This is a genomic window from Roseburia sp. AF25-13LB, assembly GCF_003478915.1.
GTDB classification, from domain to species: domain Bacteria; phylum Bacillota; class Clostridia; order Lachnospirales; family Lachnospiraceae; genus Roseburia_C; species Roseburia_C amylophila.
Genome location: NZ_QUFO01000007.1, coordinates 1 through 22,052 on the forward strand (window position 1 = coordinate 1; position 22,052 = coordinate 22,052).

A 22,052-nucleotide genomic window follows, 5' to 3' on the forward strand; every position below is an offset into this window, starting at 1 on the left:
AAAGAAAGCTGCGCCACAGCCTTGGCAGGCCATCGCGCAGCGATTTTGTTCAATTAGAGGTTATTGATGGACAGCAGAGATTGACAACTCTTATGCTACTTTTAAGAGCGTTCTATTCTAAGTTCGGTCATATGCAGGACAAGGCTTCTATATCAACAAAGCAGAACATTGAAAAGTGTTTATGGAAAACTGATGAATTTGGCGAGCCTGATATGTCACAGCTCAAGATAGATTCTGAGGTTGCCACTGATAATGATAAAGAAGAATTTCTTGAGATATTAAGAACAGGAAGTGTCAATAAAGAAATGAAAAGCAAATATGCTTGCAACTTCAGATTCTTTCAGGATAATATTGATGAATTTTTGTCCAAATATCCTACTTACTTTGCTTATTTACCTACCCGTATTATGAATAACTGTATTCTCCTTCCGATTGAAGCTGAATCGCAGGATACAGCGTTGCGGATTTTCTCAACGCTTAATGATAGAGGAAAGCCGTTGTCTGATGCGGATATTTTTAAGGCACAGTTTTATAAGCATTTTTCTAAATTGGGTAAAAAAGAAGAATTTATTACTCAATGGAAAAAGCTCGAAGAACTTTGCGAGAGAATATTCCACCCGATTTCTGGTACACCGATGGACGAATTGTTTACAAGATATATGTATTTTGTTCGTGCAAAAATGGGAATTGTATCTTCTACAACAGAAGCTTTAAGAAAGTTTTATGAGAAAAACTCGTATGCCCTTTTGAAAGACACTAATACATTAACCGAATTGATTGTATTGGCTGAATTTTGGGAAGATGTTTCCAACCAAGATACCGATAGATTTTCAAATAGAGTTTTGAAGCAATTTTTTGTATTGAACTATGCTCCAAACGGAATGTGGACATATTTTGTATCCGTATATTTTATGCAAAATAAAGATGATGAAGGTTTGCTTGATGACGAGAAGTTCTATACATTCTTGCAAAAGATAACTGGATTTATATGGACGTATGCTATTACAAATCCGGGCGTAAATGCACTTAGAACTCCAGTGTATGCTGAGATGGTAAATATCGTAAATGATAAGCCTGTTGAATTTTCAAAATACAAGTTCGATGCGGATACTATAAGAAGTATGTTTGATAATTTCAGCTTCAATAATGCACGTCCAATTACAAAAGCAATGATAGCTTGGTGGGCATATCAGAATGATAAACAGCCACTACTTTCACTTGAAACTACTTTTGAGATTGAACATATTTATGCTCGGAATAGAAATGAGAAAGAAAATTCATTAACAGATGCTCGAAATGTAGAGTCATTGGGCAATAAAGCATTACTTGAGAAAAGAATCAACATTCGTGCTTCTGATTATCGTTTTACGGATAAGAAGAAGTATTATGAGGGATTTACAAACAGTAAAGGTCAGGTGAAAGAGGGAACAGGTGTTGTTGAACTTCTTGATCTGACGGCTACATCGGCTGATTTTACCGAGAAAGATATTATTGACCGATATAAAAAGATGATTGATTGCTTTATCAATTACTTACAGAAGAATGGCTTGTTAAAATAAGAGCATAGAATGCGAAAAATATATTTTATTTGGAAAGGTACAGGAAATTTACTTGGAAAATAATAAAGCTGTTTTATTTGAATTAAATATAGAAAATGACAGATGCATATTCCCAAACACAATATCAGATGCAATCATTGATGCCAATGAAGAACTGAAAGATTTGGAAGGTAAACTAACTGAAACACTTGAAACCATACGCACACTAGTTAATTACAACTGAAGAAAGTGAATTGAAGAAAATGCAGATATTTGTAGATGCAGATGCGTGTCCGGTAGTGGACATTGTAGAGACAATAGCAGAGAAATACAATATTTCCACCACATTGCTGTGTGATACAAATCACATTTTGTATTCTGATTACAGCGATGTGATTGTGGTAGGTGCAGGAGCAGATGCAGTAGATTATAAACTGATCAGCATTTGTCATAAAGGGGATGTAGTAGTATCGCAGGATTATGGTGTCGCTGCTATGGCTCTTGGAAAAGGTGCATATGCTATTCACCAATCTGGCAAGTGGTACACGAATGATAACATAGATCAGATGCTTATGGAACGACATCTTAACAAGAAGGCAAGACGCAGCTCTCATAAGAATCATATGAAAGGACCGAGAAAGCGTACAGAAGAAGATGATGTACGTTTTGCACAGTCCTTTGAAAAACTTATAGAAGATATATGGCAGGAAAGGAACAGCAAACCAACCAAAGTGAAATAAAATTATGAGCAGTAAAGCAGAAAGCAGAAGAAAAAGTATCGGGATGACATCCGGCTCTTTATGGAAGAACATCTTCCTCTTTAGCATACCGTTGATGTGTTCTCAGATATTAGAAGTATTATTTAATTTAAGTGACGTAGCAATTGTAGGAAAATATGCAGGATATATCCCCCTTGGGTCGGTTGGCTCGACCACGCTGTTGGTGTCCTTATTTACCGGCTTCCTGATTGGAATGGGTGGCGGTGTTAATGTAAGGGTAGCGCATAAACTGGGCGTAGGCGATGCGAAGGGAACGGAAGAAACCGTGCACACGGCGGCATTGATTTGTCTGGTGGCAGGACTTATACTGTGCCTGATATGTAATATATTTGCGGAGCCATTTTTAAACATTTTACATACAAAATCAGAGTTTATGGATGGCGCAGTACTATATTTTCGGATTTATGCACTGGGGCTTCCGGCACTTGCAATTTACAATTTTGGAAATGGTGTTTTAAGTGCATCCGGCGAGACGAAGCTTCCACTTATTTATCTGAGTATTGCCGGTGTGTTAAATGTGTTATTAAATCTTTTCTTTGTTATCCAGTGTAATATGGCAGCAGGCGGAGTGGCAATTGCCAGCGTTATTGCTCAGTATGTGTCAGCTATTTTGGTGGTTTCTCATCTGTGCCGGAGAAAGGATAGCTGCAGGCTTTACTTTTCCAGACTGCGTTTTCATAAGGAAGCGGCGAAAAGTGTGCTGATGCTTGGCGTTCCGGGCGGAATGCAGAATGCAATCTTTGCAATTGCAAATCTTTTTGTGCAGACCGGAGTCAACTCCTTTGATGCGGTTATGGTGTCCGGCAATTCAGCGGCAATCAATGCAGATACGCTGATTTTTAATATTATGACAGCATTTTATACGGCATGCGCCAGTTTCATGGGACAGAATATGGGGGCAGGAAACAGGGAACGCATGATAAAAAGTTACCGCATCAGTTTATTGTATTCGTTTCTGGCAGGCGTAATTTTTGGTGGGCTGCTGGTGGTTTTCGGAAGACAGTTCCTGTCTCTTTTTGCCAGCAAACCGGAGGTAATTGAAGCCGGAATGGAGCGGATTAAGATTATGGGATTTTCCTATGCACTTTCCGCATTTATGGACTGCACTATTGCGGCATCCCGCGGAATTGGAAAGAGCATTGTGCCGACCATTATTGTTATCATGGGCTCCTGCGTATTCCGTGTAATCTGGGTATATACGATCTTTGCATATTTTGGAACCATTGCATCCTTATATCTTTTGTATGCATTTTCCTGGTCGATTACAGCAATTGCCGAGATTATTTATTTCAAAGTATGCTTCCGGAAGCTTCGGATAGCGGCATAGAACCATAGAGTCATGGAAGAAAGTAAAAAAGAAAGCGGAAGAGAGAAAGAAAAATGGAAGAAAGACGTTCGGAAAATACAACGCTTTGCTATATAGAAAAGGAAAATTGCTACCTGATGATGCACCGGGTGAAGAAAAGCCATGATGTAAATAAGGATAAATGGGTTGGTGTTGGCGGTCATTTTGAAGCCGGAGAATCTCCGGAAGAATGCCTGCTTCGGGAAGTAAAAGAAGAAACCGGGCTTACTTTGGATGCCTATCGGCTGCGGGGCGTGGTAACTTTTGATTCCGATGCGTGGCCGACAGAATATATGTTTCTTTATACGGCAGATGAATTCCACGGTACGATGACCGAGTGCAACGAAGGAACACTGGAATGGATGCCAAAGGAAGAAGTATATAATCTGCCTATCTGGGAAGGTGATAAGATATTTTTCAGGCTGTTAGAAGAGAGGGAGAGCTTCTTTTCACTGAAATTATCCTATCGGGGAGATGCTTTGACCCATGCCATATTAGATGGGACAACCCGATTGAAATAAAAGTAAATTATAAGTAGAAATAAGCAACCAGATACCATTAATTAGAAAAACTAATTAGTGGTATTACTATATATAATTGGTCTTTATAAGCAAATGAAGTTATAATGTAAGTAGCATTGAGCAGTGCCAGACCTTATAAGCAGTCCGCTGGGCTGCTGGCAGTCCAAACGGGCTGATTATGGTCTGATAGGGCAAAAGCCCGTAGTATGGAAATGCGAAGCATTTCCATACTTGCACGGCAAGAGTAGTAACGTGCAGGAAGATAATAAAATCAGCACAAAATAAGAAGCAGGATAAATAATAATTTCAGGAGGAAGAACAATGGATTACAAGAACGCAGGCGTGGATATTGAGGCAGGATATAAGTCCGTAGAACTGATGAAGGAGCATGTAAAGAAGACCATGCGTCCAGAGGTTCTTGGAGGACTGGGCGGATTTTCCGGAGCATTTTCATTAGAGAAGATTAAAGAAATGGAAGAACCGGTACTGTTATCCGGAACAGATGGCTGTGGCACGAAAGTAAAGCTCGCCATGATTATGGACAAGCATGATACCATCGGTATTGATGCAGTAGCAATGTGTGTAAATGATATTGCCTGTGCAGGTGGAGAACCATTATTCTTCTTAGATTATATTGCATGTGGTAAGAATTATCCGGAGAAAATTGCAGCCATCGTAAAAGGTGTAGCAGAAGGCTGTCTTCAGTCTGACGCAGCATTAATTGGTGGAGAGACTGCAGAGCATCCGGGTCTGATGGCAGAGGATGAATATGACCTGGCTGGATTTGCAGTAGGTGTATGTGATAAGAAAGATATGATTACCGGCGAGACCCTGGCAGACGGTGATGTTCTGATTGGTATGGCATCAACCGGAGTACATTCCAATGGATTTTCACTGGTTCGTAAAATCTTTACCATGGATAAAGAAACCCTTGATACATACCATGAAGAACTGGGAACTACTTTGGGAGAAGCATTACTTGCACCAACCAGAATTTATGTAAAAGCACTGCGTGCCATCAAAGATGCCGGCATCCGTGTAAAAGCCTGCAGCCATATCACAGGCGGTGGTTTCTATGAAAATGTTCCACGTATGCTTCCGGAAGGAAAACATGCAGTGATTGAAAAGAACAGCTATCCGATTCCACCAATCTTTACCCTGATGGCAAAAGAAGGAAATGTAGAAGAGAAAATGATGTACAATACCTACAACATGGGACTTGGTATGGTACTCGCAGTTGCACCGGAAGATGTAGATAAAACCATGGAAGCAATCAAATCTGCCGGAGACAAGCCATATGTTGTTGGTAAGATTGAAAACGGAGAAAAGGGTGTTACATTATGCTAAAAGTTGCAGTATTAGTATCCGGTGGTGGAACCAATCTTCAGGCAATTATCGATGCCATGGATAATGGAACCATTACCAATGCAAAGATAGAAGTGGTAATCAGTAATAATCCGAATGCCTATGCCTTAGAGCGTGCAAGAAAACATAATATCAAGGCACTTTGCATTTCTCCGAAATCCTATGAGAACCGGGCGGCATTCAATGCTGATTTCTTAGAAAAATTGAATGAATATAAAGTAGATTTGGTTGTACTGGCAGGCTTTTTGGTGGTAATTCCACCGGAAATGATTGCACAGTACCGCAACCGGATAATCAATATTCATCCATCCCTGATTCCATCTTTCTGTGGAACAGGCTTCTATGGATTAAAAGTCCACGAAGGAGCACTTTCCCGTGGAGTGAAGGTAACAGGAGCTACGGTGCATTTTGTGGATGAAGGAACAGATACCGGCCCAATCATTTTACAGAAAGCAGTTGCAGTTGAAGAGGATGATACGCCGGAGATTCTGCAGCGTCGTGTGATGGAACAGGCAGAGTGGAAAATTATGCCACAGGCAATTGATTTAATTGCCAATGGAAGAGTAAAGGTAGAAGATAGCAGGGTGAGAATTCTGCCAGAGACGAAGTAGAATTACCCACATAAATAGAAAACCAGATAGTGTGTCATAAGTTGGTACACTAGCTGGTTTTTGCAGAAAACAGGAGGATTAACATGAACGTATTAGTAGTTGGAAGCGGCGGAAGAGAGCATGCAATTGTGACAAGCGTAGCAAAGAGCAGCCGTGTAGATAAGATTTACTGTGCACCGGGCAATGCCGGAATCGGACAGCTGGCAGAATGTGTGAACATTGGAGCCATGGAATTTGACAAGCTGGTAGCTTTTGCAAAGGAAAAAGAGATTGATTTTACCATCGTAGGAATGGATGATCCATTGGTCGGTGGAATTGTAGATGTATTTGAAGCAGAAGGATTAAAAGTATTCGGACCGAGAAAGAATGCTGCAATCTTAGAGGGATCCAAAGCATTTTCCAAAGATTTGATGAAGAAATATAACATTCCGACCGCAGGATATGAGACCTTTGATGACCCGAAAAAGGCATTGGAGTATCTGGAAACTGCAAAAATGCCAATCGTATTAAAGGCAGACGGACTGGCACTTGGTAAAGGTGTTCTGATTTGTAACACCTTAGAGGAAGCGAAAGCCGGAGTAAAAGAAATCATGGAAGATAAGAAATTTGGTTCTGCCGGCAACCATATGGTAATAGAAGAGTTCATGACAGGCCGTGAAGTATCCGTGCTTTCTTTCGTAGATGGCAAGACCATTAAGATTATGTCTTCCGCACAGGACCACAAACGTGCCAAAGATGGAGACCAGGGCTTAAATACCGGTGGAATGGGTAACTTCTCTCCAAGTCCTTTCTATACCAAAGAAGTAGATGATTTCTGTAAGAAATATATCTATCAGGCAACCGTAGATGCCATGGCAGCAGAAGGAAGACCATTTGTAGGTGTTATTTTCTTCGGTCTGATGTTGACAGAGGATGGACCAAAGGTATTAGAGTACAATGCCCGTTTTGGTGACCCGGAGGCTCAGGTAGTTCTTCCGAGAATGAAAAATGACATCATTGATGTAATGGAAGCCTGCGTAGACGGTAAATTAGATACCATTGATTTACAGTTTGAAGATAATGCAGCTGTATGCGTTGTTCTTGCATCTGACGGATATCCGGTGGCATATGAAAAAGGATTTGAAATCAAAGGCCTTGAGAACTTTGATGGCAAAGAAGGTTACTACTGTTTCCATGCTGGAACCAAGTTAAATGAGGAAGGAAAAATTGTAACCAACGGAGGCCGTGTACTTGGCATCACAGCCAAGGGAGCTACCTTAAAAGAAGCAAGAGCCAATGCTTATAAGGCAACGGAGTGGGTAGACTTCGATAACAAGTATATGCGCCATGACATTGGAAAATCCATAGATGAAGCATAAAGTTAAAGAATGATTTAACGAATCGACAAAATAGAAAGATAAGAAAAGTATCCGTAAAAAACAGAAAAATTTACGGGTACTTTTTCGATACTTAAAAATGCAATGCAATAAAGAGACGAGAATCAATGACGAATTCTTGAAATTAAAACAAGACATAATAAATTTTGATAAAATAAAAACCAATCATACTACGATAATTCAATTCATATTAGAACAGACCGGTTCATATTGGGATAGACCAATTCTTCCGCCCATCCCCCAGTCCGGCACATTCCCTTCTTCTAAAAAATAATAAAATCAGAAAACAAATTAACATAAATCTTAAAAGAAAGATTTTAAGATTACATAATATATAAAATAATAAAAATTGATAAGACAACTTGCAGAAAAAAAAGAAAATGCACAAGCTGCAATCATAAATTTGTAATGTTAAATTTTCTACTCTTGCGCTTGGTGGGATTATCCGATACAATATTAATTTAGAATATACTCTAAACAGTGAAAAAACTAGCGCAGGAGGTGCCGCAGCATGAGTCTGGCAGATAAAATTTTTATCGATATGTGTCAGGATATATTGGACAACGGGGTAAGTACAGAAGGAGAAAAGGTCCGCCCACATTGGGAGGATGGAACCAGTGCTTATACAATTAAGAAATTTGGTGTGGTAAACAGATATGATTTATCCAAAGAATTTCCGGCAATTACATTACGAAAGACAGCAATCAAGAGCTGTACCGATGAGATGTTATGGATCTGGCAGTTGAAGTCCAATAATGTCAATGACTTACACAGCCATGTCTGGGATGAATGGGCAGATGAGACAGGCTCCATTGGAAAAGCATATGGCTACCAGATGGGAGTAAAGCATAAATATAAGGAAGGAATGTTTGATCAGGTAGACCGTGTGATTTATGACCTTAAGAACAATCCTTTCAGCAGAAGAATCATGACCAACATATATGTACATCAGGATTTAAGTGAGATGCATCTTTATCCATGCGCATACAGCATGACCTTTAATGTAACCCAGAAGAAGGGGGACGATAAGCTGACTTTGAATGCAATTTTAAATCAGCGTTCACAGGATATCTTAGCTGCCAATAACTGGAATGTCTGCCAGTATGCAGTACTGATGCATATGCTGGCACAGGTGTGCGATATGCGTGTGGGAGAGTTAGTGCATGTGATTGCAGATGCACATATTTATGACCGGCATATTCCTATTATAAAGGAACTGATTCAAAGACCGACGTATGACGCACCGACATTCTGGTTGAATCCGGATGTAAAGGATTTCTATGAATTTACCAGAAATGATGTACGTCTTGATAATTATGTAACAGGACCGCAGATTCAGGATATTCCAATCGCAATATAAAAAGGAGCAGGTGAAAGAGATGAATTTAATCGCAGCAGTAGATGCTAATTGGGCAATTGGCTATAAGAATAAATTACTGGTAAGCATTCCGGATGATATGAAATTTTTCCGTCAGACCACAACCGGGAAAGTGGTAGTCATGGGACGTAAGACCTTGGAAAGCTTTCCAAATGGACAGCCTCTTAAGAACCGTGTCAATATTGTACTGACCAGTGATAAGAATTATAAAGTGAAGGATGCCATTGTGGTGCATGATTTAGACGAACTGCATAAAGAGTTAGAGCAGTATAACAGTGAGGATGTCTATGTTATTGGCGGTGAAAGCATTTATCGTCAGCTTTTGGATGAGTGCGATGTAGCACATATTACGAAGATTGACTATGCATATGATGCAGATGCCTATTTCCCGAATCTGGATGAAAAGGAAGAATGGCAGATTACAGAAGACAGTGATGAACAGACCTATTTTGATCTGGAGTATTACTTCTTAAAATATGAAAGAATAAGATAAGCAGAAAGAAACGTGTAAGAAATGAATAATCTTATTTTCAGTTTAAATACCACCATGCCAATCTTTCTTGTGATGGTAATCGGTTATATCTTAAAGCAGATTGGTATGCTCAATGATAATTTTGTGACGGTGGCGAATAAGTTTAATTTTAAGGTGACCTTGCCATTTATGTTATTTCGGGATATTTCTACGGTAAATATCCGGGAAATCTTTGATTTGAAATATGTGCTTTTCTGTGCACTGGCAAGTACCGTCTGTTTCTGGGTAATCTGGGGAGCCACAAAGCTCTTTGTAAAGGATAAATCCATCCGTGGTGCATTTGTGCAAAGCTCCTTCCGGAGCAGTGCCGCAGTCATGGGACTTGCCTTTATTGAAAATATTTATGGCAGTTCTGCCATGGGACCATTGATGATTATCGGGGCAGTGCCGCTTTATAATATCTTTTCTGTTATTGTACTGACCTTTGAAGCCAATGAAGATGGAGAAGGAGAAGAGGCAGCACATGGTGGCAGAATCAAGAAAGCATTTCTTAACATATTAAAGAATCCGATTATCCTTGGAATTGCCTTTGGTATGGTGGCAGCATTATTGTCCCTTGATTTTCCTGCCATGGTAGATAAGACCATTGAGAATGTGGCAAAGATGGCAACACCACTGGCGTTGATTGCACTGGGTGCAGGCTTTGAGGGAAGAAAAGCCCTGGCAAAAATCAGACCGACCCTTGCAGCATCTGCAATCAAGCTTGTGATACAGCCGCTTTTACTACTTCCGGTGGCAGCAGCCTTGGGATTTACCGGAGAAAAAATGATTGCAATTCTGATTATGCTTGCATCACCGACTACACCAAGCTGCTATATTATGGCAAAGAACATGAAAAATGATGGTGTGCTGACAGCAAGTATTATTGTGACAACAACGCTTTTGGGAGCATTTACCTTAACTGGCTGGATTTTTATCCTTAAGACCATGGGATTGATATAGAGGAGGACGTTAGATGGATATTACAGGAAGAAAATTATTTGTAAAGGCGATGATGGAAGAAGGCGTGGATACCATATTTGGCTATCCGGGCGGAATGGTCACCGACCTTTTTGATGAATTATATAAACAGGATGATATTCACCTGGTGCTTCCCAGACATGAGCAGGGACTGATTCATGAGGCAGAAGGATATGCGAGAGCTACCGGAAAGCCGGGAGTCTGTCTGGTAACCAGCGGCCCGGGAGCTACCAATATTATCACAGGACTTGCGGATGCACATTTTGACAGTATCCCGCTTGTTTGTATTACCGGTCAGGTGCCGCTTCCACTGATTGGAAATGATGCCTTTCAGGAGGTTGATATTGTAGGAATGACCCGTTCCATAACAAAATACGGCGTAACCGTTCGGGACAGAAAAGATTTGGGAAAAATAATCCGTATGGCATTTCATATTGCAACCACCGGAAAACCGGGACCGGTTCTTGTGGATATCCCAAAGGATATCCAGTTAGAGAGTGGACCATCCGATTATCCAAAGAGTGTGCAGATTCGTGGTTACAAGCTAAATGAAGGCGTACATATCGGACAGTTGAAAAAGGCATATAAGCTTTTAAAGAGTGCCAAGAAACCATTGATTCTTGCCGGAGGCGGAATCAACATTGCCCGTGCCAATGATATTTTTGATGAATTTGTTACTAAAATGCAGGTGCCGGTTGTTACCACCATTATGGGAAAAGGAGCCATTGGCACATCCAATCCTTATTATATGGGAAACTGCGGTATGCATGGAAGATATGCAGCCAATATGGCAGTTTCTGAGTGTGATGTATTATTCTCCATCGGAACAAGATTCAATGACCGCATTACCGGCGATTTGAATGAGTTTGCGCCAAAGGCAAAAATTGTTCATGTGGATGTGGATACAGCATCCATTTCCAGAAATGTTGTGGTGGATGTACCGGTAGTAGCAGATGCAAGAACCGCACTGGAAAAATTATCAGAGTGGGCAGAACCGAAGAAAACAACAGCCTGGATAGCCCGCATTGAGGAATGGAACAAAGAAAATCCTCTGGAAATGCGAAGAGATAAGGGACTTTCCCCACAGATGATTATGGAAGGAATCAATGAGCATTTCAAAGGAGCCATTATTGCAACAGATGTTGGGCAGCATCAGATGTGGGCAACCCAGTATCTTGAGATGGAACGTGGCGGAACCTTTATTACATCAGGGGGCCTTGGAACAATGGGCTTTGGATTCCCGGCAGCAGTCGGAGCAAAAATCGGCTGTCCGGAAAAAGAGGTTATCTGTATCACCGGAGATGGTGGATTCCAGATGAATATGCAGGAAATGGCAACTGCAGTATGCCAGGATGCACCGGTAATTGTCTGCATTTTAAATAATTTTTATCTTGGCATGGTTCGCCAGCAGCAGCAGCTTTTCTACGGAAAACGTTATTCTGCAACCTGCCTGCGTCAGCATAAGGAATGTCCGAACAACTGTAAGGGACCGGGAAAAGACTGCCCGGTATATGAACCGGATTTTGTGAAATGGGCAGAAAGCTATGGCGCAAAGGGTATTCGTGTGACGAACACCGAAGAAATGAATGCAGCCTTCGAAGAGGCAAAGAAGAATAAAAAGACTTCTACCGTAATAGAATTTATGATTGCAACAGAGGACATTGTACTTCCGATGGTTAAGAGTGGAACTGCAATGAGCCAGATGATTTTGAAATAGGAGGAACGTTGGTATGAAAAACAGATGGATTGCATTATATGTAGAAAACCAGGTTGGTGTACTGGCGAAGGTTTCCGGACTTTTTTCCGGCAAATCCTATAACCTCCAGAGTCTTACCGTAGGAACCACGGAAGATGAGAGTGTGTCCCGTATGACAATCTGTGTAACCAGTGATGATATTACATTTGAACAGATTAAGAAGCAGTTAAACAGTATGGTAGAGGTCATTAAGGTAATTGATTTAACCAATGTACCAATCCATATGAAAGAGATTCTTTTTGCAAAAGTGCTGCATTGCAGCGTGGAAGATAAAGCGGAGGTATTTCAGATTGCAACAACCTTTAAAGTAGATGTGGCAGATATTGGGGAAGACAGCGTATTGTTAGAGTGCAAGCTGACAGAACGCCGCAACAATGAACTGATAGCTCTTTTAAAACGCCGCTTCAGGACCATCGAAGTAGTGCGTGGCGGGGCAGTAGCCATTGAATCAATCAGCACATCCTGCCGGTAATATTAAATACCGGGAATATGGGAAGTCCGTAATGCGGAATTCCCATATTTTTTATAATCTTTTTTTCAACAGTGCAATAAACTTCTCAAACTGCAATGGTGTTCCCTGAATTTCCTGTACCTTCAGGCGGTTCTTTTCGTTGAAGCCTACAAGAATATTATGATTTGCTTCTGCTAAGTAGTCGATGATACCGTCGATATCGGATTTTAAGTTCTTCGGACACTGGATGTATAAGTGCTTTTTCGCAGAGATACACAGCGTATAGGAGATACTGAAATGGTACCAGAAGAACTTGTGCAGGGTGGAATGTTTATAAAGCCAGATGATTTCCTGAATCGGAACAAAGGCAATTCCATCCGTAGAGATTTCAATAAAGAAATGCTCGGTAATAAACATATCTTCCGTAGCCAGCTGTGGCAGTGTCGCCAGTTCTTCTTCTGCCTGCATAAGAAGAGTCTTCGGAGAACCGAACCGGGCCAGCTGCTGGCAGGGCGGTGACAGCCATGGAAAATGAATGTATACAAAATAACATATGATACTGAAAATGGCATAAAGTCCACTGCATGCAAAAAGCAGAATCAGAAAGATACTGAAGCCGTAACGGAAACCGGGCTCACTGATATAATAGGAGGAGCTTTCTCCGTAAATACCGCTGTCTGTCCAGTTCAAATCTGCTGCAATTTTAGAAAGCAGGGTATGGTAGGATTTGGTTGCGGTCTGGATTTTGGCATGGACGGTTACTTTGTTAATATTTGGAAGTCCCTCTTCGCTGGTCTTCGGAGAGAGCAGTACGATATTACAGCACCCATCCTGAATCGTATAGTAGTAATATCCATGGGTCTGCCCTAAGACTTCCTGTGTGTATCCGGTAAATTTTAAATCCGTCAGCGTAATACTGACATACCGGTCATTCTCTTTATATAATTTATCAAGAGAAGTCTTTTCGTTGATAACCCTCGGACTTAAGATGGTGCCGATGGGAAAGATAATCCAAAGAACAATCAACAGTATCATATATAGAATCGGCGAAAAAAGCTTATGCCGGTAAAGACTTTTGATGTGGTTGGATATATAGTGGTCTAATTGGTTTGTCATAATTCCTCCCAGTAGTGTTATGATTTTAAGTATAAAGTTTTAGGGAAAAATAATCAAGCCTTAGGGCGCGACTACTTGCTTTTATCAGGGAAAATTGTTAGTATTACAGAAGAATAGGACAGAAAGAGTGGTTGTGTGGAAGCATATACAGAATTTGCAACAGTTTATGATACATTTATGGACAATGTCCCTTACGAAGCATGGAAAAAATATCTGGTGGACATATTAAAAGCAGAGGGAATAAACGATGGCCTGCTTTTGGAACTTGGCTGTGGAACCGGAAGGATGACGAGACTTTTAGCGGCAGAAGGTTATGATATGATTGGGGTGGACAATTCCGAGGAAATGCTCTCGGTAGCCAGAGAATATACCATGGAAAATACAGAGATACTGTATCTTCTTCAGGATATGAGGGAGTTTGAATTGTATGGAACCATCCGGGCAGTAGTAAGTGTCTGCGATTCCATGAATTATATCATGTCAGAAGAGGATTTGAGACAGGTATTTTCCCTGGTCAATAATTATCTTGACCCGGGCGGAATCTTTATTTTCGATATGAATACCAGATATAAATATGAGGAACTCTTAGGAGACAACAGCTTCTGCGAGACCAGAGAGGACAGCAGCTTTATCTGGGAAAATTATTATGACCCGGAGGAACAGGTCAATCAGTATGATTTAACACTTTTTATCAAAGAAGAGGATGATTTGTTCCGGAGATATGAAGAAACACATTTTCAGCGGGCGTATGAGATAGAAACCGTACGAAAATTAATCGAAGAAGCCGGTATGAAATGGGAAGGTGTCTTTGATGTAGAGACGGGAAAAGAACCGACAGCCTGCAGTGAACGGATTTATATCATCGCAAGAGAACAGGGGAAATAAGAAGAAAGAGGAAGAAAAAATGTCAGATTATATGGTGAGAGCAACAGCTGCAGATGGACAGATTCGTGCATTTGCGATTACATCAAAAGAGATGACGGAGGAAGCAAGAGTCCGTCATAACAGCAGCCCGATTGTAACAGCTGCATTAGGACGTGCCATGAGCGCAGCAGCAATGATGGGCAGCATGATGAAGGGAGAAAAAGACCTTCTGACCCTGCAGATTCAGGGAGATGGTCCGATGCATGGCCTTACGGTAACTGCCAATGCTAACGGGGGTGTAAAAGGCTATCCCGGCGTGGCAGACGTGATATTACCACCCAATGCAGCCGGTAAATTAAATGTAGGCGGAGCCATTGGAAATGGTGTTTTAAGTGTCATAAAAGACATGGGATTAAAGGATCCGTATGTGGGACAGACTGAGCTTCAGACCGGTGAAATCGCAGAAGATTTAACTTATTATTTTGCGGTATCTGAGCAGGTACCATCTTCCGTAGGTTTGGGAGTCCTCATGAATAAGGACAATACGGTGCGTCAGGCAGGCGGATTTATCATTCAGCTGATGCCGTTTACAGAGGATGCAGTCATTGATGCATTAGAGCAGAAAATCGCACAGATAGCATCCGTAACAGAAATGTTGGAAAAGGGCATGACACCGGAAATGATTTTAGAGGAAATCTTAGGAGAGATGAAGCTTGAAATCAATGATACGATGCCGGTTACCTTCCACTGTGACTGTTCCAAAGAGCGTGTGGCAAAAGCACTGGCAAGCTTAAGCAAGAAAGATTTGGATGATTTAATCAAAGATGAAGAACCGATTGAAGTAAAATGTCATTTCTGTAATGAGAATTATGTATTCAGTCCGGATGATTTAAGGGAGATAAGAAAATGAGAGATGGATTTATCAAAGTAGCAGCAGTAACACCAAAAGTAGTAGTCGCAGATCCGGTAGAAAATACCATTCGAATAAAAGCGGCAGTAATGGAAGCAGCAGCAAACGGAGCCAAAGTCATTGTGTGCCCGGAGCTTTGCATTACCGGATATACCTGTGGCGATTTATTTTTACAGGAGACTTTATTAAGAAGCGCAAGGGAGCGGCTGGTATGGCTGGCAAAGGAACTCGGTGCTTTGGATGCCGTTGTATTTGTTGGTCTGCCTCTGATGCATGAAGGCAAGCTTTATAATGTGGCAGCAGCTTTAAACAAAGGCGAGATTATCGGCATCGTGCCAAAGACCCATATTCCAAATTACAATGAATTCTATGAAGCAAGATATTTTGCTCCGGGAAAAGAAGAAGCAGAGGGTGTAGATATTGCACCGGCTTATCATGTACCGATGGGAAGCCACATTTTGTTCCAGTGTGATGATGTATTGCCGGAGCTGGTAATCGGTGTGGAAATCTGCGAGGATGTCTGGACACCAAACCCGCCGAGTATTTCCCATGCTCTGGCAGGAGCAACTTTAATCGTAAATCTTTCTGCCAGTGATGAGACAACCGGAAAGGATATTTACCGGAGAGAGCTTGTTGCAGGACAGTCTGCCCGCCTGCTCTGTGGCTATGTCTATGTCAGTGCCGGAGATGGAGAATCCACACAGGATGTAGTATATTCCGGGCATAATATCATTGCAGAAAACGGAGCGGTTTTAGCAGAATCTGAACGTTTTACCAATGAGACGGTATATTCTGAAATTGATATGGAACGTCTGGTATCCGAAAGACGGAGAATGAGCACTTTTGCAGCAGGCAGCAGAAGCGGGGATTATCTTAGATTTTCTTTCTTTATTGATAAATCAGATACAACGCTGAGCCGTTTCGTGGATCCGGCGCCATTCGTTCCGGGCAATAAGGACAAGCGTGATAAACGTTGTGAAGAGATTTTAGCTATTCAGTCCATGGGACTTAAGAAACGGTTAGAGCATACCGGATGCAAATGTGCAGTGGTGGGCATTTCCGGTGGACTGGATTCCACACTGGCACTTTTGGTTACGGTACAGGCATTTGACCGGCTGAATCTTCCGAGAGAACAGATATATGCGGTTACCATGCCGGGCTTTGGAACCACAGACCGTACCTATGAGAATGCATTAAGTCTCATTCGCTGCCTTGGAGCAAAGCTGATAGAAGTAGATATCAAAGAAGCAGTACGTATTCATTTCCGTGACATCGGTCAGGATGAGGGTGTACATGATGTAACATATGAAAATGGACAGGCAAGGGAACGTACCCAGATTCTGATGGATATTGCTAATAAGAATAATGGTATGGTAATCGGAACCGGAGATATGTCAGAGCTGGCATTGGGCTGGGCTACCTATAACGGTGACCATATGTCCATGTATGGAGTGAATGCATCCGTACCAAAGACTCTGGTGCGTCATCTGGTACACTACTATGCGGACACCTGTGGAAATAAGGAACTTTCAACTGTGCTGTATGATGTCTTAGATACACCGGTCAGCCCGGAACTGCTTCCGCCGGAAAATGGAAAAATCGCCCAGAAGACAGAGGATATTGTAGGACCGTATGAACTCCATGATTTCTATTTATATTATGTGATGCGATTTGGCTTTGCTCCGGCAAAAATATATCGTCTGGCACAGGTGGCATTTGCCGGACAGTATGACAATGCAGTGATTTTGAAATGGTTAAAGACCTTCTACCGCCGTTTCTTCTCACAGCAGTTTAAACGTTCCTGTCTGCCGGATGGACCAAAGGTCGGTACGGTAGCAGTATCACCAAGAGGTGATTTACGAATGCCAAGTGATGCATCGGCACGTATCTGGATGGATGAAATCGAACATCTGGAATAAAATGTGAAAAATGAACTACGAGAAAAGAACTGCTGCTCAAAATGGAGCGGCAGTTCTTTTATAAAAACTATATGTGCTTAAGTTGTTTTTCAAAAGATTCTTTTGCCTTGCTGCGACCGAAAGCAAAGTTCCTGCCGTAGACGAAAGAGTACATGACAGCAGCCATTACAAATGCAGTAACCACATCAAATACAGAATGCTGTTTTAAGAACATGGTTGCAAGAATAATGCTGACCATAAGGATGAAAGAAGCCAGCTTTAACTTCGGACGCTCCTTAAATTCTTTACTGTTACAGAGTGCAATGTGAACACCGAGCGAATTATAAACATGAATACTTGGAAACAGGTTTGTCGGTGTATCGGTTGCGTAAAGCCAGGCTACCATATGGGTGAAGACATTGTCATGCTCAAAGGAATGCGGGCGGAGATAATGTCCGTTTGGATAGAGGCTGGATACTACCAGAAATACAGTCATTCCCACAAACAGGAATGTACAGAGCCGGTAATAATCTTCTTTATTTTTGAAGAAAAAGTAAAGAACCGCATATGCGACATATCCAAACCATAACATATATGGTACGATGAAAAATTCTATAAATGGGATTTTATCATCCAGTGCAGTATGTATTACGTTGAAATTTGAAGTCACATGTTTTTCCAGATAGGTAAACCATGGAAAATATATGAATACATACAGCAGAACCCATGCGTGCTTATATTTTTGAAAAAATGCTTTGAGATTTTGCTTAAAGTTATCTTTTTTCGACATCGGATTCCCCTTTTTTAATGTAAGAATACTACTTCTATTGTGGAATTCTAGCACAGCATTTTTTAAAAAACAATGCTATAAAATCGAATTTAATAATTTTTATGGAATTCTTAAGATTTTAATGGAAAAGGAACATTTTCATTGTGCAAGAATACAAGAAAATGTATTTCATTTTTTAAATAAATATTACAAATGCGGGATTTCATTGACAAAGAAAAACGGTCAACTATAATGGAAACTAGCAAAATAGAAAGGTTAAGGGATATGAAGAAGAATGAAGAGAAACAGCAGGAAACTGCAAAGGAAAAAATGAGCAGAAAAAAACTCCTTTGTGTAATCGGAATTCCTGTAGGAATATTAGTTGTGATTTATCTGGTACTGGCACTGTTTTTTCAGAGCCATTTTGCATTTCGTACCACGATAAATAATGTGGGGGTATCCGCTTCCTCAACCAGTGGTGTGGAAAAGAAGATTACGAAGCAGGCATCCAGGTATGAGATGAAGCTGGTGGAGCGTGAGGATAAGACAGAGAGCATCAATGGAACAGACATTGATATGGAGCCGGTATTTGATAAGCAGGTAAAAGAGCTTTTAAAGAAGCAGAATGGATTTGCATGGCCGTACTATCTTATTTCTCCACGGAAATACGAAGTGGAGACCATGATATCTTTTGATGAAGAAAAATTGAAGGATGTTCTGGATAATTTATCCTGTATGGATGAAAGCAAATGGACGGATTCCGAAAATGCACAGATTAAGGATTATACAAAGGATGGCTATGAAGTGCAGCCGGAGGTATATGGAACAAAAATCGATAAGGATGCATTTACGGAGAAAATCAAAGAAGCCTTGGATAAAATGCAGCCGGAATTTGACCTTTCCGGGGAAGGCTGTTATGAAGACCCTAAGGTAAAAGAAGAGGATGATGTATTTCAGGATGCATTGGATACTTTGAATAAATATACCCAGATGAAGATTACCTATCAGGCAGAAGGCAAGGATGATGTGGTTTTGGATGGAGAAACCATCAGTACCTGGCTTTCTGTGGATGATGATTTCAATGTGTCTGTAGATGATGAGGCATTGAGCGCTTATGTAAAAGCTATGGCAAAAAATTATAATACCGCCTATGGAAACCGGACACTGGATACCTCTTATGGACAGACAGTGACAATTTATGGTGGAAATTACGGATGGTGGGTAGATAATGCAGCTGAAAAGGAAATGATACTGGAGGATTTGAAAGCCGGTAAGGATGTAACAAGAGAGCCGGTTTATTCCCAGACGGCTAACAGCCATGGTGAGAATGACTATGGTAATACATATGTGGAAATCAATCTGACCGCACAGCATTTGTTTTTCTATAAGAACGGATCGCTGGTGGTAGAATCTGATTTTGTCTCCGGTAACCTTGCAAAGAATCATGGAACGCCGTCCGGCTCTTTTGGTGTTACTTATAAGGCAAAGGATGCGGTGCTTCGCGGCGAAGATTATGAGTCTCCGGTATCTTTCTGGATGCCGTTTAACGGTGGTGTTGGAATGCATGATGCCAGCTGGAGAAGTACTTTTGGTGGAACAATTTATAAAAGAAGCGGTTCACATGGATGTATCAATCTTCCATACAGTGCAGCAAAAACAATTTATGAAAATATAGAAGCTGGTTATCCGGTGCTTGTTTATGAACTGCCGGGAACCGAGAGCCAGAAGGGCAAGGATATGGATGCAGCATCTGCAGTAGATGAGGCAATCACCTCCATTGGAACAGTAACCCTGGACTCCGCAGGAACCATTGCGTCTGTCCGTTCCCAGTATGATGCTTTATCTGACAGCGCCAAAGCATATGTAAAGAATCTGAATGTGCTGACAGCAGCCGAGTCAGCTCTGTCACAGTTGCAGTATGAACAGGCCCTGCAGGAATTGCAGAATCAGGAAAGTATAGATGCACAGAATGTAACGAATACAATCATGGCATTGCCAGATACGATAACTGCCACAGATGCAGCAGCAGTAGCCAATGCAAGAAATGCCTATAATGCCTTAAGCGAGGGCGCAAAAGCGAAGGTACCACAGAGTGCACTGGACAAGCTGGCAGCCGCTGAAGCAGCCTTGTAAAATAAAAGCAGGGAAAGAGAACACTACCCTCGGTTCAGACAATTCTAATGACATCGGAAATAAAATTGAAAATAGAAATGTAATAGAAATAACACCAGCCTCTGCCTGGATGATTGCAGATGCATGAGGGAGGGCTGTTAGGGACTTATGAAATTCGTTTGGAAACAGGCAACGCCGGTACAGGGATGTACCGGCGAGGCGCAGATGAACATGGATGTGAATTTGCGCCGGTTGTCAGAATCATATATGTTTTTATCGAATTTCCAATGTCCCTTACAGCCCTCACTCGTATCTGAATCATTCAGTCAGAGACTGGTGTTTTTATATAAGATTTTATATTTTCACAGTTATTTATAAATCCTTATCATGCATATGGAAAAATGTTGCCAAATAGCAATTGAGATGTTGCAGACTAGAACGGCAATATTGCAAAGAAACAGGGCATATAGTATAATCTTATCAAGAAGTAAAAAATATAAATTATGTTGCTGACGAGCACAAAGACAGATGAATAATATCCTGTGAAAATGTGCCGGATAACAGGAACGGATGAAAATAAATCGAAAGGAGAATGTATTGATGAAGGAGCAGGTTTTGACAAGGTTTAAGGAATTATTTGGGGATGAAGGAGACATCCGTGTGTATTTTGCACCGGGACGTGTGAATCTGATTGGAGAGCATACGGATTACAACGGAGGTCATGTATTTCCATGCGCACTGACCATTGGAACTTATGGCGTGGCAAGAAAACGTGCCGATAAGAAACTGAGATTTTATTCCATGAATTTTGAACAGCTTGGTGTGCTGGAATCTTCCATTGAAGGCTTGAAACCGGAGAAAGAAGCAGACTGGACGAATTATCCGAAGGGTGTTATCTGGGCGTTTGGAGAAAAGGGCATGCAGGTAGATACCGGACTGGATTTGTTATTATTTGGAAATATCCCGAATGGTTCCGGACTTTCTTCTTCTGCATCTGTTGAGGTACTGACCGGATATATCTTAAAGGACTTATTCGGATTTGGTGTAACGAATCAGGATCTGGCTTTAATCGGACAGTTTTCAGAGAATAAATTCAATGGAGTGAATTGTGGCATCATGGATCAGTTTGCCATTGCCATGGGAAAAGCAGAGCATGCAATTTTCTTAGACACGGCTACTTTAAAATATGAATATGCGCCGGTTCGTTTAAAAGATGCTAAAATTGTAATTTCCTGCAGCAATAAGAAGCGTGGTCTGGGTGATTCGAAATATAATGAACGTCGTGCAGAGTGTGAGGAAGCACTGGCAGAATTACAGAAGGTGGTGGACATCAAAAGTCTTGGTGAATTGTCCGAGGAACAGTTTGAAGAATATAAGGGAGCCATCGGAAGTGAGGTCCGCATGCGTCGGGCAAAACATGCGGTATATGAGAACCAGAGAACCCTAAAAGCAGTGGAAGCTTTGAAAGAAAATGATGTGGAAACCTTTGGAAAGCTGATGAATGCATCCCATGTATCCTTAAGGGATGATTATGAAGTAACCGGAATTGAACTGGATACCTTAGTGGAAGAAGCCTGGAAGGTGGATGGAGTCATTGGATCCCGTATGACAGGCGCAGGCTTTGGCGGATGCACCGTCAGTATTGTAAAGGATGAAGCGGTAGAGCATTTTATTGAAGCAGTAGGCAGTGCATATGAAAAGAAAATTGGATACAGCGCAGATTTCTATGTAGTAGAAATTGGAGACGGTCCATCCAGACTGGCATAAGAAA

General features: G+C 41.3%; 20 protein-coding genes. 18 read left to right on the forward strand and 2 right to left on the reverse strand.

Annotation, left to right across the window (positions count from 1 at the left end; all coding sequences use genetic code 11):
• The 13 genes from DWY37_RS10510 to ilvN all read left to right on the forward strand — a co-directional run.
• A partial coding sequence (locus tag DWY37_RS10510; RefSeq protein ID WP_147403589.1) for a DUF262 domain-containing protein occupies positions 1 to 1,559 on the forward strand: 1,559 nt, incomplete at its 5' end.
• A 52-nt stretch (positions 1,560 to 1,611) separates the two neighbouring features.
• Positions 1,612 to 1,782 (forward strand): hypothetical protein, encoded by a 171-nt coding sequence (locus DWY37_RS15830; protein ID WP_156454678.1) that lies wholly within the window; start codon positions 1,612 to 1,614, stop codon positions 1,780 to 1,782.
• A gap of 19 nt (positions 1,783 to 1,801) precedes the next feature.
• The gene (locus tag DWY37_RS10515) at positions 1,802 to 2,278 is read left to right on the forward strand and encodes a YaiI/YqxD family protein (RefSeq protein ID WP_118542204.1); all 477 of its coding nucleotides are present in this window, start codon (positions 1,802 to 1,804) and stop codon (positions 2,276 to 2,278) included.
• 4 nt (positions 2,279 to 2,282) lie between these two features.
• The gene (locus tag DWY37_RS10520) at positions 2,283 to 3,644 is read left to right on the forward strand and encodes an MATE family efflux transporter (RefSeq protein WP_117698012.1); all 1,362 of its coding nucleotides are present in this window, start codon (positions 2,283 to 2,285) and stop codon (positions 3,642 to 3,644) included.
• A gap of 53 nt (positions 3,645 to 3,697) precedes the next feature.
• Positions 3,698 to 4,183, forward strand: coding sequence for an NUDIX hydrolase (locus DWY37_RS10525; RefSeq protein WP_118542206.1), 486 nt, complete (start codon positions 3,698 to 3,700; stop codon positions 4,181 to 4,183).
• A 321-nt stretch (positions 4,184 to 4,504) separates the two neighbouring features.
• Positions 4,505 to 5,530 carry a phosphoribosylformylglycinamidine cyclo-ligase gene (purM, locus tag DWY37_RS10530; RefSeq protein WP_022243386.1) on the forward strand — a complete coding sequence of 342 codons (1,026 nt, stop codon included), beginning with the start codon at positions 4,505 to 4,507 and terminating at the stop codon, positions 5,528 to 5,530.
• Positions 5,524 to 6,159 (forward strand): phosphoribosylglycinamide formyltransferase, encoded by a 636-nt coding sequence (purN, locus tag DWY37_RS10535; RefSeq protein ID WP_118542208.1) that lies wholly within the window; start codon positions 5,524 to 5,526, stop codon positions 6,157 to 6,159. Before purM ends, purN begins: the two co-directional genes overlap by 7 nt.
• Positions 6,160 to 6,242: 83 nt before the next feature.
• On the forward strand, positions 6,243 to 7,517 hold the full coding sequence (purD, locus tag DWY37_RS10540; protein WP_117947764.1) for a phosphoribosylamine--glycine ligase: 1,275 nt from the start codon (positions 6,243 to 6,245) through the stop codon (positions 7,515 to 7,517).
• A gap of 529 nt (positions 7,518 to 8,046) precedes the next feature.
• A complete protein-coding gene (gene thyA / locus DWY37_RS10545; RefSeq protein ID WP_117698015.1) occupies positions 8,047 to 8,895 on the forward strand; it encodes a thymidylate synthase in 849 nt (282 codons plus the stop codon).
• Between the two features lie 19 nt (positions 8,896 to 8,914).
• Positions 8,915 to 9,406 carry a dihydrofolate reductase gene (locus DWY37_RS10550; protein ID WP_117841761.1) on the forward strand — a complete coding sequence of 164 codons (492 nt, stop codon included), beginning with the start codon at positions 8,915 to 8,917 and terminating at the stop codon, positions 9,404 to 9,406.
• Between the two features lie 21 nt (positions 9,407 to 9,427).
• On the forward strand, positions 9,428 to 10,387 hold the full coding sequence (locus DWY37_RS10555) for an AEC family transporter (RefSeq protein ID WP_118542210.1): 960 nt from the start codon (positions 9,428 to 9,430) through the stop codon (positions 10,385 to 10,387).
• A gap of 13 nt (positions 10,388 to 10,400) precedes the next feature.
• Complete coding sequence (gene ilvB / locus DWY37_RS10560; RefSeq protein WP_118542212.1) at positions 10,401 to 12,122, forward strand: biosynthetic-type acetolactate synthase large subunit; 1,722 nt, start codon at positions 10,401 to 10,403, stop codon at positions 12,120 to 12,122.
• A gap of 13 nt (positions 12,123 to 12,135) precedes the next feature.
• On the forward strand, positions 12,136 to 12,633 hold the full coding sequence (gene ilvN / locus DWY37_RS10565) for an acetolactate synthase small subunit (RefSeq protein WP_117698016.1): 498 nt from the start codon (positions 12,136 to 12,138) through the stop codon (positions 12,631 to 12,633).
• Between the two features lie 51 nt (positions 12,634 to 12,684).
• On the opposite strand, the gene DWY37_RS10570 is transcribed toward ilvN, so the two are convergent.
• Positions 12,685 to 13,728, reverse strand: a complete 1,044-nt coding sequence (locus DWY37_RS10570) for a DUF6709 family protein (protein WP_118542214.1) — start codon at positions 13,726 to 13,728, stop codon at positions 12,685 to 12,687.
• Positions 13,729 to 13,863: 135 nt separating this feature from the next.
• Between DWY37_RS10570 and DWY37_RS10575 the strand changes: the two genes are divergently transcribed.
• The 3 genes from DWY37_RS10575 to DWY37_RS10585 are packed head-to-tail and all read left to right on the forward strand — an operon-like array spanning position 13,864 to position 17,421.
• Positions 13,864 to 14,613 carry a class I SAM-dependent DNA methyltransferase gene (locus tag DWY37_RS10575; protein ID WP_117698017.1) on the forward strand — a complete coding sequence of 250 codons (750 nt, stop codon included), beginning with the start codon at positions 13,864 to 13,866 and terminating at the stop codon, positions 14,611 to 14,613.
• Positions 14,614 to 14,632: 19 nt separating this feature from the next.
• Positions 14,633 to 15,502, forward strand: a complete 870-nt coding sequence (hslO, locus tag DWY37_RS10580; protein WP_117698018.1) for an Hsp33 family molecular chaperone HslO — start codon at positions 14,633 to 14,635, stop codon at positions 15,500 to 15,502.
• Positions 15,499 to 17,421 (forward strand): NAD(+) synthase, encoded by a 1,923-nt coding sequence (locus tag DWY37_RS10585; protein ID WP_117698019.1) that lies wholly within the window; start codon positions 15,499 to 15,501, stop codon positions 17,419 to 17,421. Before hslO ends, DWY37_RS10585 begins: the two co-directional genes overlap by 4 nt.
• 67 nt (positions 17,422 to 17,488) lie before the next feature.
• Here DWY37_RS10585 and DWY37_RS10590 read toward each other — a convergent pair whose 3' ends face one another.
• Positions 17,489 to 18,190: a phosphatase PAP2 family protein gene (locus DWY37_RS10590; protein ID WP_117698020.1), complete on the reverse strand. Its 702-nt coding sequence runs from the start codon at positions 18,188 to 18,190 to the stop codon at positions 17,489 to 17,491.
• A 264-nt stretch (positions 18,191 to 18,454) separates the two neighbouring features.
• Here DWY37_RS10590 and DWY37_RS10595 point away from each other — a divergent pair, with 264 nt between their 5' ends.
• The gene (locus DWY37_RS10595) at positions 18,455 to 20,302 is read left to right on the forward strand and encodes a peptidoglycan binding domain-containing protein (protein WP_242986269.1); all 1,848 of its coding nucleotides are present in this window, start codon (positions 18,455 to 18,457) and stop codon (positions 20,300 to 20,302) included.
• 579 nt (positions 20,303 to 20,881) lie between these two features.
• A complete protein-coding gene (locus DWY37_RS10600; RefSeq protein ID WP_199534364.1) occupies positions 20,882 to 22,048 on the forward strand; it encodes a galactokinase in 1,167 nt (388 codons plus the stop codon).
• The last annotated feature ends 4 nt before the right edge of the window (positions 22,049 to 22,052 follow it).